The sequence below is a fragment of the Salana multivorans genome (assembly GCF_003751805.1).
GTDB lineage: Bacteria > Actinomycetota > Actinomycetes > Actinomycetales > Beutenbergiaceae > Salana > Salana multivorans.
The window spans coordinates 704,495-720,330 of record NZ_RKHQ01000002.1 but is presented as its reverse complement, the minus strand read 5'-3'; the positions used below and the strand labels follow the sequence as shown (position 1 = coordinate 720,330).

Sequence of the window (15,836 nt, the reverse complement as noted above, 5' to 3'; positions counted from 1 at the left end):
CGCGGCACCGGTCGGAGCCCTTTTGTGACGCGGGAGCGCCGGGGCGTCGTGACCACCCCGGCGCCGCGTCGATGACACGCTCTGGAACCGCGGAATCTTGCGCGTGAGGCGCGTCCGGAGCTCGTGACGGGCTATGGTGACGACGTGTCGACAACGCCCTCTCGCCCTGCCCGGAAGGTCGCCATCGCGGCCGGTGCGGTCGCGGCACTCGGACTGACCGGCTGCTCAGCCGCGACCCAGCGCGGGTTCCTGCCCGAGCAGGCCCCCGGTGCCACGAACCACACCGACATGGTGATCTCGCTCTGGAACAACGCGTGGATCGCCGCGCTGCTCGTCGGTGTGCTCGTCTGGGGCCTCCTGATCTGGTGCATCGTGGTCTACCGCAAGCGCAAGGGGGACAACCAGCTCCCCGTGCAGCTGCGCTACCACGTGCCGCTCGAGCTCATGTACACCTTCGTGCCGATCGTCATGATCGGCGTGCTGTTCGCGTTCACGTCGAAGTCCATGGGCGAGATCATGGACACCTCGGCGGAGCCCGACGTGCGCATCGAGGTGTACGGGAAGCGCTGGAGCTGGGACTTCAACTACACGGATGCGCAGGTCCACGAGACCGGCGAGCAGGCCGACATCACGGACGGCCACGCGGACGGCATCCCGACGCTGTACCTCCCGCAGGGCGAGCTCGTGGAGTTCACGCTCAAGACGCGCGACGTCAACCACTCGTTCTGGATCCCCGCGTTCCTCGTCAAGCTCGACATGATCTCGGGCCGGACCAACACGCTGCAGCTCGTCCCGGAGAAGCTCGGCGACTACCAGGGCAAGTGCGCCGAGCTGTGCGGCGAGTACCACGCGTCGATGCTGTTCAACGTCAAGGTCGTGACGCCCGAGGAGTTCGAGCAGAAGATGGCCGAGCTCGAGGCTGCCGGCAACACCGGCGTGCTCGGTGACGAGTACAACGCGCTCCAGGGCACGAGTGCCAAGGACACGGGCCAGCTCGAGGGCGACCCGTCGGAAGGTGATGAGGGCTGATGGCCATCGATGAGGTTCAGCACGTCGAGTCGGCGCCGCTGCCGGAGCCGGAGCACGTCCCGGGTCTGTCGCCGAGGCGACAGGGGCTCGGCAGCGCCATCGTCAAGTGGATGACGACGACCGATCACAAGACGATCGGCTACATGTACCTCACGACGTCGTTCGCCTTCTTCTGCCTCGGCGGCCTGCTCGCCCTGGCGATCCGGGCCGAGCTGTTCCAGCCCGGGCAGCAGGTGTTCACGAGCGCGGAGCAGTACAACCAGTTCTTCACGATGCACGGCGGCATCATGCTGCTGCTGTTCGCGACGCCGCTGTTCGCCGGGTTCGCCAACGTGCTCGTGCCGCTGCAGATCGGCGCGCCGGACGTCGCGTTCCCGCGGCTCAACATGCTGGCGTACTACCTGTACCTGTTCGGTGGCCTCATCGCCATCGGCGGCTTCCTCACGCCGGCCGGTGCCGCCGGGTTCGGCTGGACGTCGTACGTGCCGCTCGCGTCGGAGACCTTCTCGCCCGGCCTCGCCGCCGACCTCTGGCTGGTCGGTTTCGGCCTCACCGGCTTCGCGACGATCTTCGGCTCGGTCAACTTCATCACGACGATCATCTGCATGCGCGCGCCGGGCATGACCATGTTCCGGATGCCGATCTTCACCTGGAACATCCTCATCACGAGCGTGCTCGCGCTCATGGCGTTCCCCGTGCTGACGTCCGCGTACTTCGGCCTCCTCGCCGACCGCCGGCTCGACGCCGTGGTGTTCGCGCCCGAGGCCGGCGGTGCGGTGCTGTGGCAGCACCTGTTCTGGTTCTTCGGCCACCCCGAGGTCTACATCATCGCCCTGCCGTTCTTCGGCATCGTCTCCGAGGTGTTCCCGGTCTTCTCCCGCAAGCCGATCTTCGGGTACAAGACCCTCGTCCTCGCCACGCTCACGATCGCCGCGCTGTCGGTGACGGTGTGGGCGCACCACATGTACACGGTCGGCGCCGTCATGCTCTCGTTCTTCGCGCTCATGACGATGCTCATCGCCGTGCCGACCGGGGTGAAGTTCTTCAACTGGATCGGCACGATGTGGCGCGGCAAGCTCACCTTCGAGTCGCCGATGCTCTGGGCGATCGGCTTCCTCGCCACCTTCCTCTTCGGGGGCCTGACGGGCGTCATCCTCGCCTCGCCCACGCTGGACTTCCAGATCCACGACACCTACTTCGTCGTCGCGCACTTCCACTACGTGGTGTTCGGCACGGTCGTGTTCGCGATGTTCTCCGGCTTCTACTTCTGGTGGCCGAAGTTCACGGGCAAGATGCTGAACGAGCGCCTGGGCAAGCTCCACTTCTGGCTCACGTTCATCGGGTTCCACACGACCTTCCTCATCCAGCACTGGATCGGTGCGAAGAACATGCCCCGCCGGTACGTCGGGTACCTGGTCGAGGACGACGTGACGTGGCAGAACCAGGTCTCGACGGTCGGGGCTTTCATCCTCGCGTTCGCCACGCTGCCGTTCATCTACAACGTGTTCCGCACCTGGCGGAGCGCGCCGCACGTCAAGGTCGACGACCCGTGGGGCTACGGCCGCTCGCTCGAGTGGGCGACGTCCTGCCCGCCGCCGCGGCACAACTTCACCTCGATCCCGCGGATCCGCTCGGAGGCGCCGGCGTTCGACCTGCACCACCCCGAGGTCGCGGCGCTCGACTACGTCGTCAGCACCGATGACCTCCCGTCTCTCGCCTACGGCAGCGCGGGCACGCGGGCCGGCGACGACACGGCCTCGACCTCCGGCCCGAAGGGAGCCTCGAAGTGAGCACGAAGCCCAAGCGGCAGCGTCCGCCCATGTTCACCGAGACGCTGGTGTTCCTCGCCCTCGTCCCGTTCTTCGCGATCGTCGCCGTCGTGTACGGCCAGCTCACGGGGTACGCGGAGCCGGTCGGCTTCGTCGGTGTGCTCATGCTCGGCGGTCTCGCCGGTCTGACCGGGTTCTTCCTCTGGATGACGGGGCGTCGCATCGACCCCCGGCCCGAGGACAGCCTGACCGGGAACATCGCCGAGGGCGCGGGGGACTACGGCGAGTTCTCGCCGCACTCCTGGTGGCCGCTGGTCCTCGGGATCGCCGCGGCGATCGTCTTCCTCGGGGTGGCCGTCGGCTGGTGGGTCTGCGTCTTCGGCGTCGTCCTTGGCATCATCGGCCTGGTCGGCCTGATCTTTGAGTTCTCCCGCGGGCAGCACGCCCACTGACCTTCCGCGGCCTGCCCGCCGCGCCCACATCGAGAGGGCCCCGTCCGACGCCGTCACCGGCGTTGGGCGGGGCCCTCTCGATGTCGTCCCGGGTCGCGGTGGGGCTGGGGCCCGGGGGGTGCGGCGGCAGGAGGTGCTGCCGGCCGCGTTGAACGCTGGGTCGCCCCTGCGCTGACCACCCCACGACCGGGTCGACGTGCCCACCCGGCTGTGCCGTGGCCACCACGAGTGCGACGACCACACCACCACCGGGTCGAGATACCCACCCGCTCCCATCGTGGCCACGGCCAGACGGCCGACTACACCGAGACCGACGGCGTGCGTGCCCATTGGTACCCGGTCTCCCCGGGGCCACAGCGACCGCAAGGACCACGCCACGACCGCATCGACGCGTCCACCCGGCTGTGCCGTGGCCACGGCCAGACGGCCGACTACACCGAGGCCGACGGCGTGCGTGCCCATTGGTACCCGGCCTCTCCGGGGCCACGGCGACCGCGACGACCACGCCACGACCGCATCGACGCGTCCACCCGGCCGTGCCGTGGCCACCACGACTGCGACGACCACACCACGACCGGAGACGTGCGTGCCCGACGGTCCTGGGGCGCACCAGCCGTGCCAGCGCCAACCAGGACCACTCCTCGACCGCATCGACGCGTCCGGCCAGCTGGGCCGTGGCCGCGGCCCAGCCACCGGGTCGACTCACGCAGCAGGCCTCACCGTGGCCACCGTGACCGCGACGACCACCGAGCCTGGAGGCGACCCCTCCACGAGCCCCGAAGGCCGCGCAACGACGAAGGGCCCCGTCCCCGCCACGCGAGGTGGCGGGGACGGGGCCCGGGCTCGGACAACCGAAGCGCGTCAGGCGGGGACGATGAGCCCGGCCGCCGTGGCCTTCGAGGCGCGGTCGAGGCGCGCCGCGACGTCGGCCCAGTTGACCAGGTTCCAGAACGCCTTGATGTAGTCGGCGCGGACGTTGAGGTAGTCCAGGTAGTACGCGTGCTCCCAGACGTCCAGCATGAGCAGCGGGACGAGCCCGGCGGGGAGGTTGCCCTGCTGGTCGTAGAGCTGCACGATGATCGGCTGGCCGCCGAGCGTGTCCCAGGCGAGCACCGCCCAGCCGGAGCCCTGGACGCCAGCGGCCACCGCCGTGAAGTGCGCCTTGAACTTCTCGACGCCGCCGAAGTGCTCCTCGAGCGCCGCGAGCAGATCGCCCTCGGCCTCGCCGCCCTCGGGGGAGAGGTTGGTCCAGAAGATCGAGTGGTTGACGTGACCGCCGAGGTTGAACGCCAGGTTCTTCTCGTAGAGGTTGACCGCAGCGAGATCACCGGAGTCGCGGGCCTCGGCAAGCTTCTCCAGCGCCGTGTTGGCGCCCGCGACGTAGGCCGCATGGTGCTTGTCGTGGTGCAGCTCCATGATCTTGCCGGAGATGTGGGGCTCCAGTGCCGCGTAGTCGTAGGGAAGCTCGGGCAGGGTGTAGACCATGAGGTCGGATCCTCTCCTCTTGATGCCACCCGGCGCTTCCGGGCGGCGGCACAGACATCAGGTACAACGTTACGCGGCCCCTCTCGCCTTCCGGGAGAGGGGCCGCGTCTCACGTGATGGGCGTGAGCGTCTCGGGGCTCGGCGTTTCGCCGGCGTCCGCTCAGACGCTCGTCGACTCCAGCTCGCCGGCCGTCGCCGTCTCGTGCTCGAGTTCGTGGTCGGACCCGTGCGCCGACGCGTGGTGGGCGTGGGCCGCCTCGAGCTCGGCCGGCGTCACCGGGTCGACCCGGTCGGCGAAGAAGAAGTGCGAGAGCCGGCTCTGCCGACGCAGCTTCTTGTAGTCGGGCCGGGCGACGCCGCGTGCGTTCGTCTCGGACGGCGCGGGGAGGGGCTTGTGCGGGTCGTAGTCGACCAGCACCCATCGCTCCTGCGGCGTCAGCGGCTGGTGGACCTCGATGTACTCGCCCGAGGCGAACCGGACGACCCGACCCGTCTCGTACCCGTGCAGGACCAGGTCGCGGTCGCGACGCTGGAGCGCGAGGCACATGCGCTTCGTGATGATGAACGCGATGAACGGGCCGACGAGGAACAGCACCCGGAACACCCAGGTGATCGAGTTGATCGAGAGCTTGAAGTGGGTGGCGATGAGGTCGTTCGACCCGGCCGCCGCGAGGATGATGAACGCCGTGAGGACCGCGACGCCGACGCCGGTGCGGGTCGGGACGTTCCGCGGACGGTCGAGCAGGTGGTGCTCACGCTTGTCGCCCGACGCGTACGCCTCGATGATCGGGTAGGCCCCGAGCAGCGTGAACAGGATGCCGGGCACGACGACGCCGGGGACGAGGATGTTGAGCGGCACCGTGTAGCCCGCGACGACGAACTCCGTCTGACCCGGCATGAGGCGCAGCGCACCCTCGAGGAACAGCATGTACCAGTCGGGCTGGGCACCGGCCGACACGGGGGAGGGGTCGAACGGCCCGTAGTTCCACACGTTGTTGATCGAGAGCGTCGCGCCCATGATAGCCAGCACGCCGAAGACGACGAAGAAGAAGCCACCGGCCTTCGCCATGTAGACGGGGAACAGCGGGTAGCCGACGACGTTGGAGTTCGTCCGGCCGGGTCCGGGGTACTGCGTGTGCTTGTGCACCACCACGAGGATGAGGTGGACGGCGACCAGCGACAGGATGAGGGCCGGCACGAGCAGGATGTGCGCGGTGAACAGCCGCGGGATGATGACGTGTCCGGGGAACTCTCCGCCGAACAGGGCGAACGAGACGTAGGACCCGAGGATCGGGATCGACTTGGCCACGCCGTCGGCGATCCGCAGACCGTTGCCCGAGAGCACGTCGTCCGGGAGCGAGTAGCCGGTGAAGCCGGCGGCCAGGCCGAGGATGAGCAGCGTGAAGCCGACGAACCAGTTGAGCTCGCGCGGCTTGCGGAAGGCGCCGGTGAAGAAGACGCGCATCATGTGCGTCACGATCGCGGCCATGAACAGCAGCGCCGCCCAGTGGTGGATCTGCCGCATGAGCAGGCCGCCGCGCACGTGGAAGGACATGTGGAGCGTCGAGGCGAAGGCCTCCGACATCTCCACTCCGCGCATGGTCGTCGGCAGCGCGTCGACCGGGTAGTGCACCTCGGTCATCGACGGCACGAAGAACATCGTGAGGAACGTGCCGCTGAGCAGCAGCACGATGAACGAGTAGAGCGCGATCTCGCCGAGCATGAAGGACCAGTGGTCAGGGAAGACCTTCCGCGCGAACTCCTTGACGAGCTTCGCGGCGCCGATCCGGGTGTCGAAGAAGTCACCGGTGGCGGCGGCGGCCTTGGCGGCGGGCGTCGTGGTCGTCATCAGTAGTCCTCCCCACGGATCGGGCGCTGCCGTTCCCACGTCGACGGGCCGACGGCCTCGTCGAAGTCGTCACGGGCCGCGAGGTAGCCCTCGTCGTCGACCATGATCGGCAGCTGCGGGAGCGCCCGCTTGGCCGGTCCGAAGACGACCTTGGCGCCGTCGGCGACGTCGAACGTCGACTGGTGGCACGGGCAGAGCAGGTGGTGGGTCTGCTGCTCGTAGAGCGCGACGGGGCAGCCGACGTGGGTGCAGACCTTCGAGTACGCGACGATGCCGTCGTAGGACCAGTCCTCGCGCCCGGGCAGGATCTTCAGGTCCTCGGGGGCGAGTCGGACGAGCAGGACGATCGCCTTGGCCTTCTCCGCCAGGACGTCGTCGACCTCGTGCAGCCCGTCGGGGATGACGTGCCAGACCGAGCCGATCGTGACCATCTCGGGCCGGATCAGCCGGCCGTCCGGGTCGGTCGCGAGCCGGGTGCCCTTGCGCCACATCGTGTGGCGCATCGCGTTGACGTTCCACGAGCCGCCGAGGTTGCCGACGAAGGGGACGAGGAAGCTGAGCGGCGCGATCGCGACGGCCGTGATGAGCGCGCCCTTGAGCAGCGGGCGACGGGCGATGCCCGAGTCCTTGGCCCCGGCCTGCAGATCGGCGACGGCGGCCGCGCGGGTCGCGTCGTCGCCGCGCTGCGGGTGACGCTGGTCGACGACCTCGACGTCGGACATGAGCGCCTTGGCCCAGTGCACCGCCGCGATGCCGATGCCCAGCATGCCGATGCCGAGACCGAGCCCGATCGAGAGCGTCGAGTAGCGGACGTTGCCGACGCCGGCGTCCATCGGGAAGGCGAAGTAGCCCCAGACCCCCGCGATCGTCGCGAGGATCGAGATGCCGAAGATGATCGCGACCTGGCGCTCGGCGCGCTTGGAACCCTCGGGCGAGGTGTCCGAGAGCCGCGGCCGGTGCGGCGGCAGCCCCGGGTTCTCGAACCGCTCCGGCGACGGCGCCGGGTCGAGCTCGCCGCGCGTCTCCAGCTCGGTGGAGTGGTTGCTCATGAGGACTTCGCTCCGATCCAGACGGCGGCCGCCACGAGCGCGCCCATTCCGACGACCCACACCCACAGGCCCTCGCTCACGGGGCCGACGGCGCCGAGGTTGGCCCCGCCGACGCCGGCCTGGGCCGTGCGCTGCTCCATGAGGTAGGCGATGACGTCGCGCTTGCCCTCGGGTGTGATGTTCGCGTCGCTGAACACCGGCATCGACTGCGGGCCGGTGAGCATCGCCTCGTAGATCTCGGTCGGCGTCGACTCGAACAGCGACGGCGCGTACTTGCCGTTGCTCAGCGCGCCACCGGCGCCGACGGCGTTGTGGCACATCGCGCAGTTCGTCCGGAAGATCAGCATGCCGTTGGCGGCGTCGCCCCTGGCCGGGTCGACCATGTCCTCGGTGGGGACGGAGGGACCGGGGCCGAGCGTCGCGACCCAGCCGGCGAGCTGCTTGATCTGCTCGGCGTTGAACTGCGGCGTCTTGGTCGGGGCCTGCGGCGCCTGGGCGGCCATCGGCATGCGCCCCGTCGCGACCTGGAAGTTCACCGCGGCGGCTCCGACGCCGATGAGCGAGGGGGCGACCCCGTCGCGTCCCTCGGCGCTGGCGCCGTGGCACGAGGCGCAGTTGGCCTGGAAGAGCTTCTGCCCGGCCGCGACGTCGTCGGCCGAGTAGGTCTCGGCGACCGCCGCGGGCGGGGCGACGACGGCGTAGACGCCGCCGACGGCGAGCAGTGCGAGCAGCATGAGCAGCACCGGCGCGAGCCGGTGACGACGTGCTCTGGCGAGGGCGGTCATCGCGTCGTGTCCTCGTTCCTGTCTCGGTGGCGGCTGGGGTGCGGGGCGTGCGGCGTCGTCATCGCGCTCACTTCAGGAAGTAGATGGCGAAGAACAGGGCGATCCACACGACGTCGACGAAGTGCCAGTAGTACGACGTCACGACGGCACGCGTCGCCTCGCGGTGGGTGAACCGACCCGCGACGAACGCGCTGCCGAGGACGAACAGGAACGCGATGAGACCGCCGATGACGTGGAGCCCGTGGAACCCGGTGGTCAGGTAGAAGACGGACCCGTAGGACGAGCCGGCGATGCTGATCCCGTGCTCGACGAGCTCGGCGTACTCCACGATCTGGCCCGCGATGAAGACGGAGCCGAGGATGAACGTGAGGGTGTACCACTCGACCATGCCCCACTGGCGCACGTTGAGCAGGCTGCCCGACCGGCGCGGCTTCAGCGCCTCGGCGGCCCAGACGCCGTACTGACAGGTCACCGAGCTCGACACGAGGATGGCCGTGTTGATGATGACCATCGTCATGTTGAGCTTCGACGTGCTCTCGGCCCAGACCTCGGGTCCGGCCACGGCGCGGTGGGTGAAGTAGATGGCAAAGAGGCCCGCGAAGAACATCAGCTCGCTGGAGAGCCACACGATCGTGCCGACCTGGGTCATGTTCGGTCGGTCGACGCTCACGTGGGCGCTAGGAGCCGGGGCAGCGGCGGCAGCGTGAGTGGACACGTGGTCATTATGGCGAACCGTCGTCTCCTGGTGGTCGCAGTTGCCCCGGATCGGCGTGTTTCCAAGGTTCCGGGGGTGTCGCGGGGGACGTGCGGTGTGCCGCCGGGGGCAGGTTATGACGGGGCGATGCCGAGTGTCCGCAAAATGCGCCCGAGGGCCTCGGCACCCCGCGGGGGAAGCCGACTAGCATCGGGGGCATGGCCACCGACTCCGCTGCCGCCCCGACCGCTCCGACCGCGCTCGCCGTGCCCGCGCGCGGCACCCAGAGCTTCCCGGATGCCGCGCCGACGACGGCGCGCGTGCTCCTGTACAGCGACGACGTCGACACCCGCGCCACGGTGCGCCGCGGCGTCGGCCGACGCGCGTCGAAGGACACGGCGTTCATCGAGTGGACCGAGGTTGCCACGGCCGAGACGCTGTTCAACCAGATCGCCGCCGGCGGCTACGACCTCGCGATCATCGACGGTGAGACGGCCAAGGTCGGCGGCTTCGGGCTCGCCCGCCAGCTCAAGGACTCCTACTTCGACGCCCCGCCGGTGCTCCTGCTCATCGCGCGACAGCAGGACGCGTGGCTCGCCGCGTGGTCGCAGGCCGACGGCGTCGTGCCGCACCCGTACGTCCCCGAGGACCTGGCCGACGCCGTCGCCGGTCTCCTGCGCGAGGCACCGGGCTCGTGACCACCGCCGGCGCGGAGCCGACCGTCGCCGACCTGCTCGCCCAGCTCATCGAGGGCAACGACCTCGACGCCGACCAGGCGCGCTGGGTGATGGGCAGGGTGATGGCGGGGGAGTTGCCGCCGGCCCAGCTCGCCGGCGTGCTCGTGGCGCTGGCCGCCAAGGGTGAGAGCGTCGCGGAGCTGCGCGGCTTCTCGGACGCCATGATCGCCGCGGCGATCCCGCTCGAGGTCCCCGGTCGCACCGTCGACATCGTCGGGACCGGAGGCGACCGGCATCGCAGCGTCAACGTCTCGACCATGGCGGCGCTCGTCGTCGCCGGGTCCGGACTGCGCGTCGTGAAGCACGGTAACCGCGCCGCCTCGTCCGCCTCCGGCGCCGCCGACGTGCTGGAGGCGCTCGGCGTCCGCCTCGATGTGCCGCCCGGGCGCGTGGCCGAGCTGGCCCGCGAGGTCGGGATCACCTTCGCGTTCGCCGCGGTGTTCCACCCCGCGATGCGCCACGCGGGCCCGACCCGCTCGGCGCTCGGCGTCCGCACGATCTTCAACGTGCTCGGCCCGCTCACCAACCCGGCGCGTCCGCGCGCGGGGGCGATCGGCGTCGCGAACGCCGCGATGGCGCCGCTCATGGCCGAGGTGTTCGCCTCGCGGGGCGACGACGTCCTGCTCTACCGCTCCCACGACGGGCTCGACGAGTGGGCGACGACCGCCCCGACGACCGTCTGGGAGATCGGCGGCGGCAGCGTGACGGAGCACGTCGTCGACGCCACGGAGGCGTTCGGCATGGCCCCGGCGACGCTGGAGGACCTGCGCGGGGCCGACGCCGCCTACAACGCCGAGGTCGTCCGCCGCGTGCTCGCCGGCGAGCGCGGGGCACCGCGCGACGCGGTGCTGCTGGGGGCGGCGGCGGCCATCGCGGCCGAGGGCAGCCTCGTCGGCGACGGGACGCTGGTCGAGCGGGTGGGCGAGGCGATCGACGTGGCCGCGCGCTCGATCGACACGGGCGCCGCCGCCGACGTCCTCGAGCGCTGGGCGGCCGCCACCACCACCGCCTGAGCGCGGTGCCGAGGCACGGGAGACGACCGGATGCAGCCTCCACGACCGACGCGCCGCGGCACGATCGCCGGGGTGGCCGTGCTCGCCGCCGTCGTCATCGTCGTTCTCGTCTGGGTGATCCTCCGCCATGGGGTCGCCGGCGACCGGACCCCGGCGGCGGACGCGTCGTCGAGCACGACGGGCCCGTCGGCGACGCCGGACGTCGAGGCGTCGACCGATCCCACGCCCGCGACCGCGTCGCCGTCCGCGTCGCCCGCCGCGACCGACCCCGCGGCCGTGTGGGGCGACCACCCGCCGCACAACCTCGACGCCCTCAAGGACCTCGACTCGCCCGCCTATCCCGAGACCGTCGGCGAGTTCACGCTCGACGGCACGAGCGGGCGCGGCGCCTCCTACGTCGGACCGGGGTACGGCACGGTCGACGTCACCGTGCTCGAGGACACCGCCCACTACGCGGCGCTGGTCTCGGGGCTCACCGACCCCCGGTACGTCGAGAACGCCGTCTGCGGCAAGGAGGCGGTCAACCCCGGGCAGTTCACCTGTGTGCTGGCGGGGGAGGGGACGACGCTGTGGGTGACGACCACCTCGCTGCAGGTGTCCGTCAACGACTTCGCGGCGACCGTGAACGACCTCTACGACGCGCTCTGACCCGAGCCCTGGCGGCGGGCTACTCCTCCACGCCGATGGCGAAGGCCGCCTCGAGGTCGTGCTGCGAGTAGGACTGGAACGCGATGTAGGTCCGGGTCGCGAGGACGCCGGGGACCTTGCCGATCCGGTCGGCGATGACCCCGGCGAGCTCCTCGTGCCGGTTCACGCGCACCATGGCGATGAGGTCGACGTCGCCCGTGACGGAGTAGACCTCGCTCACCCCCTCGAGCGAGGCGACGGCCTCGCAGACCTCCGGAACGGCGGCGACGTCGGCCTCGATGAGCGCGATGGCGGTGATCATGACGACAGCCTACGCAGCGACGGCCCCCGTCGGTCTCCCGATCCGCCGGCCTCCCGGCCGTCGCCGCTAGGCGGCGCCCGCCTCCCGCCCGTCCCGCTCGTCCTCGGCCTCGCCGGCCTCGTCCGTCTCGCCGTTCTCGCCCGTCTCGTGGCGCGGGTCCGTCGGCTCCGGGTCGCTCCGCCCCGCGACCTGCTCGGGATCCTCCGCCTCGACCAGGACCCGCGGGTGGGTGAGCCCGAGGTGACGCTGCAGGTCGGCGAGCGCCCACGCGGCGCCGTGCCGCGGGAGCGCGAGCGCCGCGCCCTCGACGGCGAGCAGGCGCACGCCCGGCCGGTCGAGCCAGCCCCAGAGCAGCTCGGTCTCCTCGGCCCAGGCCGCGCCGGCGAGCGTGGTAGCCTCCGGCACGTCCTCGGCCGTCAGACGCAGCGCCTCCGCCGTCTCCAGCACGGCGGCCGTGCTCGCGGCGACGGCCGTCCCGGCGAGCCGCCCGTGCCGGATGCAGACGACCTCCCAGACCCGGCCGCCCGTGCGGGCACTGCCGCCGCCGCGTCCGGTCGTCGAGCGGGCATCGTCGCGCGGTCGGGCCGCGAGCAGCTCGGCGCAGCGCAGGGCGCGCAGGTGCTGCGCCCGCGCCGCCCCGCGCAGGAGGGCCTGGCACCGGTCGCGCTCGACGGCGGCCTCCTCGAACCGCTCCTGCGCGACCAGCCGGTCCAGGCGCGCCGCGGCGTGCGCCAGGTACTCGCGGGCGTCGCCCGCCGCGAACCGGGTGAACGCCTCGACCGCCGGTAGGTACCCGGAACGGTCGACGTCGCCGACGCACGGTGCGCCGCAGCGACCGAGCTCGCGCAGCGCGCAGGCGCCGTGACCCGGACGCGGGGACAGCGGCAGTCGCTCGGTGCACGACCGCAGCCCGAAGGCGCCCGTGAGGGCCTCCAGCGCCGCGGTCGCGAGCCCCCGGCTGCGGAACGGCCCGAGCACGGGCCCGCTCGCCGGCGGTGTGCGCACGATCGACGCCCGCGGGAACGCCTCGTCGGTCAGCCGGATCCACGGCTCGGCGCCGGGGCTGCGGGAGCGGCGGTTGTAGGGCGGGCTGTGCTGCGCGATGAGCCGGAGCTCGCGGACCGACGCCTCCAGCGGTGTGGGGACGGGGATGGGGTGGACCCGGGCGGCGATCCGCACCATCTCGGTGATCCGGCGCCGCTTCTCCGCCGCCGTGAAGTAGGACCGGACGCGGGTGCGCAGGTTCGTCGCCGTCCCCACGTAGAGGATCCGGTCCGATGCGTCGAGGAACTGGTACACGCCCGGCAGCTGGGGGAGCCCGTCGGCGAGCGTCGCCTTGCGTCGCACGGCCTCCGGGACGGGGTCCGCGGCCGTCACGAGGTCGTCGAGATGGGTGACGCCGAGCGGTGCCAGCCGGGCGAGGAGACCGTGCAGCACGTCGACCGTCGCGCGCGCGTCCGTGAGCGCTCGGTGGTCCGGCGCCACGGCCGCGTGGAAGAGCCTGGCGAGCGAGCCGAGCTTGTGGTTGGGCGCCTCGTCCCGCGTCACGACGCGCCGGGCGAGCGCGAGCGTGTCGACGACGAGGGGACGCGGCCACTCGATCCCGAGCCGATCGCACGCCGCGCGGAGGAACCCGACGTCGAACCGGGCGTTGTGCGCCACCAGCACCGCGTCCCGGGCGAACTCGAGGAAGGTCGGCACGACCTCCTCCTCGGACGGCGCCGCCACCACCATCGCGTCGGTGATGCCGGTGAGCACCGTGATGGTCGGCGGGATCGCCCGGCCGGGGTTGACGAGCGTGCCGAGCTCGCCCAGCACCTCGCCGCCACGCACGCGCACGGCGCCGATCTCGGTGATCCGGTCGCCGGTCGCGGCGCCGCCCGTCGTCTCCAGGTCGACGACGACGAAGTCGACCGCGTGCAGCGCCGGACCGTCGGCGAGCAGGCTCGGCTGGACCGCGAGCGCGGGGTCGTCCGGCTGCGTCGTCGTCGGGAGGGAGGTGACCACGCGGCAGACGCTACGTCCCACCACCGACATCGACGCGGCGGGCGAGGCCGCCGGCGCGACTCAGTCCTTGCGGCTGGCCGCTGCCTGCGCGTAGAGCTCGTCGACCTTCGGGGCCATGTCCCGCAGGACGGCGGCCCGCTTCACCTTGAGCGAGGGCGTGAGGTAGTCGTTGTCGATCGTGAAGTCGCCGTCGAGGAAGTCCCACACGCGCACCGACTCGGCGCGGGAGACGTGCTTGTTCGCGCGGTCGACGGCCTCCTGGACCGCCGCGCGCACCTCCGGGTCTGCGGCCGCCTCCTGCGGCGTCATCGCGGCCTTGCCGTGCGCGGAGAGCCAGCCCGGCAGCATCTCGACGTCGAGCGTGACGAGAGCCGCGATGAACGGCCGCCCCTCGCCGACGACGAGGCACTGGCTGACCAGCGGGTGCGCGCGGATGGCGTCCTCGAGCTGGGCCGGGGCGACGTTCTTGCCGCCGGCCGTCACGATGATCTCCTTCTTGCGACCGGTGATGGCGGCGTAGCCGTCGGAGTCGAGGGTGCCGAGGTCGCCGGTGTGGAACCAGCCGTCGGTGAACGCCTCCTGCGTCGCCTCGGGGTTGTTGTGGTAGTCGCTGAAGACGCCGACGCCACGGGCGAGGATCTCGCCGTCGGCCGCGATCGCGAGCTCGATCCCGGGCAGCGGGGGACCGACGGTCCCGATCTTGACCTTCGCCGGCCGGTTGACCGTGAGCGGCGCGGTCGTCTCGGTGAGACCGTAGCCCTCGAGCACGGTGAGGCCGACGCCACGGAAGAAGTGGCCGAGCCGGGCGCCGAGCGGGCCACCGCCGGAGACGGCGTAGACCAGGTTCCCGCCCATCGCGTTGCGCAGCTTGTGGAGCACGAGCCGGTCGGCGACCGCGTGCTTGAGGCGCAGGCCCAGGCCGGGACGCCCGCCGTCGTCCATCGCCTGGGAGTAGGCGATCGCCGTCGCGGCCGCCCAGCGGAAGATCTTCTCCTTGCCGCCGGCGACGGCCTTCTGCTCGGCGCTGTTGTAGACCTTCTCGAACACGCGCGGGACGGCGAGGATGAACGTCGGCCGGTACGTGCCGAGGTCCGCGACGAGCGTGCTCACGTCCCGCGTGTGCCCCATCGGGACGCCGGCGGCGAGCGCGAGCACCTCGACGAACCGGGCGAACACGTGCGCGAGCGGCATGAACAGCAGCGTCGACGCGCCCTCCTGGGCGAACACCTCGGGGATCGCGCCGACCGCGCTCTTGGCGAGGACGACGAAGTTGCCGTGGGTGAGCTCGGCGCCCTTGGGCCGGCCCGTCGTGCCGGAGGTGTAGATGATCGTGGCGAGGTCGGCCAGGCCGACGGCGCCGGAGGCGGCGTGCACGTCCTCGGCCGTGACGCCGGCGCCGCGGGCCGTGACGTCCGCGAGGGCGCCGTCCTCGATGACCCAGACCTCGCGCAGGCTCGGCACGTCCGGACGCGCCTCCGCGACCACGGCCGCGTGGGACGCCTGCTCGCAGAAGATCGCGACGGTCTCGGAGTCCGACAGGATCCAGGCCGTCTGCGAGGCCGACGACGTCTCGTACACGGGGACGGGAACCGCCCCGGCGTACCAGATCGCCAGGTCGAGCAGCGTCCACTCGTACCGGGTGCGGGACATGATGCCGACGCGGTCACCGGGCGCGATGCCGGCAGCGACGAGGCCGCGCGCGAGGTCGATCGCCTCGGTGCGCACCTCCCGCACGCTGACGTCGCGCCAGCCGGACCCCTCCGGCACGCGGTAGATCGTCGATCCCGGGTCTCGCCGGTGCAGGTCCTCGAGCAGGTCCGTGATGCTCGTGCCCGGGTCGACTGCCGGGGGTGGGACGGGGGTGGTCGTGTCCATCGTGGCTCCTTCGTCCGATGGGCGGATGCCGTGCACGGTGACGAGCTCGCCCCAGCTCCTCACCGTGTGGTCTCCAACAGTAAGGGGGAGGCGCGGCGCGTGCGAGTGGCGACACGGTCCGTCCCGGACGCTGGGCCTACGTC

The 15,836-nt window shown here is 71.4% G+C and carries 14 protein-coding genes; 6 read left to right on the top strand and 8 right to left on the bottom strand.

Annotation, left to right across the window (positions count from 1 at the left end; genetic code table 11):
* Positions 1-144 precede the first annotated feature (144 nt).
* From ctaC to EDD28_RS15455, 3 genes are read left to right on the top strand one after another with little or no spacing between them, the layout of a single operon-like run.
* The gene (gene ctaC / locus EDD28_RS15465) at positions 145-1,029 is read left to right on the top strand and encodes an aa3-type cytochrome oxidase subunit II (protein ID WP_123740626.1); all 885 of its coding nucleotides are present in this window, start codon (positions 145-147) and stop codon (positions 1,027-1,029) included.
* Complete coding sequence (gene ctaD / locus EDD28_RS15460; protein WP_123740625.1) at positions 1,029-2,819, top strand: aa3-type cytochrome oxidase subunit I; 1,791 nt, start codon at positions 1,029-1,031, stop codon at positions 2,817-2,819. The genes ctaC and ctaD overlap by 1 nt, the downstream gene beginning before the upstream one ends.
* On the top strand, positions 2,816-3,250 hold the full coding sequence (locus tag EDD28_RS15455) for a cytochrome c oxidase subunit 4 (protein WP_342769949.1): 435 nt from the start codon (positions 2,816-2,818) through the stop codon (positions 3,248-3,250). Before ctaD ends, EDD28_RS15455 begins: the two co-directional genes overlap by 4 nt.
* An 861-nt stretch (positions 3,251-4,111) precedes the next feature.
* On the opposite strand, the gene EDD28_RS15450 is transcribed toward EDD28_RS15455, so the two are convergent.
* From EDD28_RS15450 to ctaE, 5 genes are all read right to left on the bottom strand, one after another.
* Positions 4,112-4,735 carry a superoxide dismutase gene (locus EDD28_RS15450; protein ID WP_123740624.1) on the bottom strand — a complete coding sequence of 208 codons (624 nt, stop codon included), beginning with the start codon at positions 4,733-4,735 and terminating at the stop codon, positions 4,112-4,114.
* A 160-nt stretch (positions 4,736-4,895) separates the two neighbouring features.
* Positions 4,896-6,584 (bottom strand): cytochrome bc1 complex cytochrome b subunit, encoded by a 1,689-nt coding sequence (gene qcrB, locus EDD28_RS15445; protein ID WP_123740623.1) that lies wholly within the window; start codon positions 6,582-6,584, stop codon positions 4,896-4,898.
* Complete coding sequence (qcrA, locus tag EDD28_RS15440; protein ID WP_123740622.1) at positions 6,584-7,633, bottom strand: cytochrome bc1 complex Rieske iron-sulfur subunit; 1,050 nt, start codon at positions 7,631-7,633, stop codon at positions 6,584-6,586. Before qcrA ends, qcrB begins: the two co-directional genes overlap by 1 nt.
* Positions 7,630-8,418, bottom strand: coding sequence for a cytochrome bc1 complex diheme cytochrome c subunit (gene qcrC, locus EDD28_RS15435; RefSeq protein WP_123740621.1), 789 nt, complete (start codon positions 8,416-8,418; stop codon positions 7,630-7,632). Before qcrC ends, qcrA begins: the two co-directional genes overlap by 4 nt.
* 67 nt (positions 8,419-8,485) lie before the next feature.
* On the bottom strand, positions 8,486-9,133 hold the full coding sequence (gene ctaE, locus EDD28_RS15430) for a cytochrome c oxidase subunit 3 (RefSeq protein WP_484336669.1): 648 nt from the start codon (positions 9,131-9,133) through the stop codon (positions 8,486-8,488).
* 197 nt (positions 9,134-9,330) lie between these two features.
* Between ctaE and EDD28_RS15425 the strand changes: the two genes are divergently transcribed.
* Genes EDD28_RS15425 through EDD28_RS17535 form a run of 3 tightly spaced genes read left to right on the top strand, consistent with a single transcriptional unit; the run spans position 9,331 to position 11,510 of the window.
* Positions 9,331-9,810: a response regulator transcription factor gene (locus EDD28_RS15425; protein WP_245968114.1), complete on the top strand. Its 480-nt coding sequence runs from the start codon at positions 9,331-9,333 to the stop codon at positions 9,808-9,810.
* On the top strand, positions 9,807-10,862 hold the full coding sequence (gene trpD / locus EDD28_RS15420; protein WP_123740619.1) for an anthranilate phosphoribosyltransferase: 1,056 nt from the start codon (positions 9,807-9,809) through the stop codon (positions 10,860-10,862). Before EDD28_RS15425 ends, trpD begins: the two co-directional genes overlap by 4 nt.
* Before the next feature lie 30 nt (positions 10,863-10,892).
* On the top strand, positions 10,893-11,510 hold the full coding sequence (locus EDD28_RS17535; RefSeq protein WP_170169520.1) for a hypothetical protein: 618 nt from the start codon (positions 10,893-10,895) through the stop codon (positions 11,508-11,510).
* Positions 11,511-11,529: 19 nt separating this feature from the next.
* Here EDD28_RS17535 and EDD28_RS15410 read toward each other — a convergent pair whose 3' ends face one another.
* From EDD28_RS15410 to EDD28_RS15400, 3 genes are all read right to left on the bottom strand, one after another.
* Positions 11,530-11,811, bottom strand: coding sequence for an Lrp/AsnC family transcriptional regulator (locus EDD28_RS15410; protein WP_123740618.1), 282 nt, complete (start codon positions 11,809-11,811; stop codon positions 11,530-11,532).
* 66 nt (positions 11,812-11,877) lie between these two features.
* Positions 11,878-13,818: a DEDD exonuclease domain-containing protein gene (locus EDD28_RS15405; protein ID WP_245968113.1), complete on the bottom strand. Its 1,941-nt coding sequence runs from the start codon at positions 13,816-13,818 to the stop codon at positions 11,878-11,880.
* 60 nt (positions 13,819-13,878) lie between these two features.
* Positions 13,879-15,693 (bottom strand): AMP-dependent synthetase/ligase, encoded by a 1,815-nt coding sequence (locus EDD28_RS15400; protein WP_123740616.1) that lies wholly within the window; start codon positions 15,691-15,693, stop codon positions 13,879-13,881.
* Between the last annotated feature and the right edge of the window lie 143 nt (positions 15,694-15,836).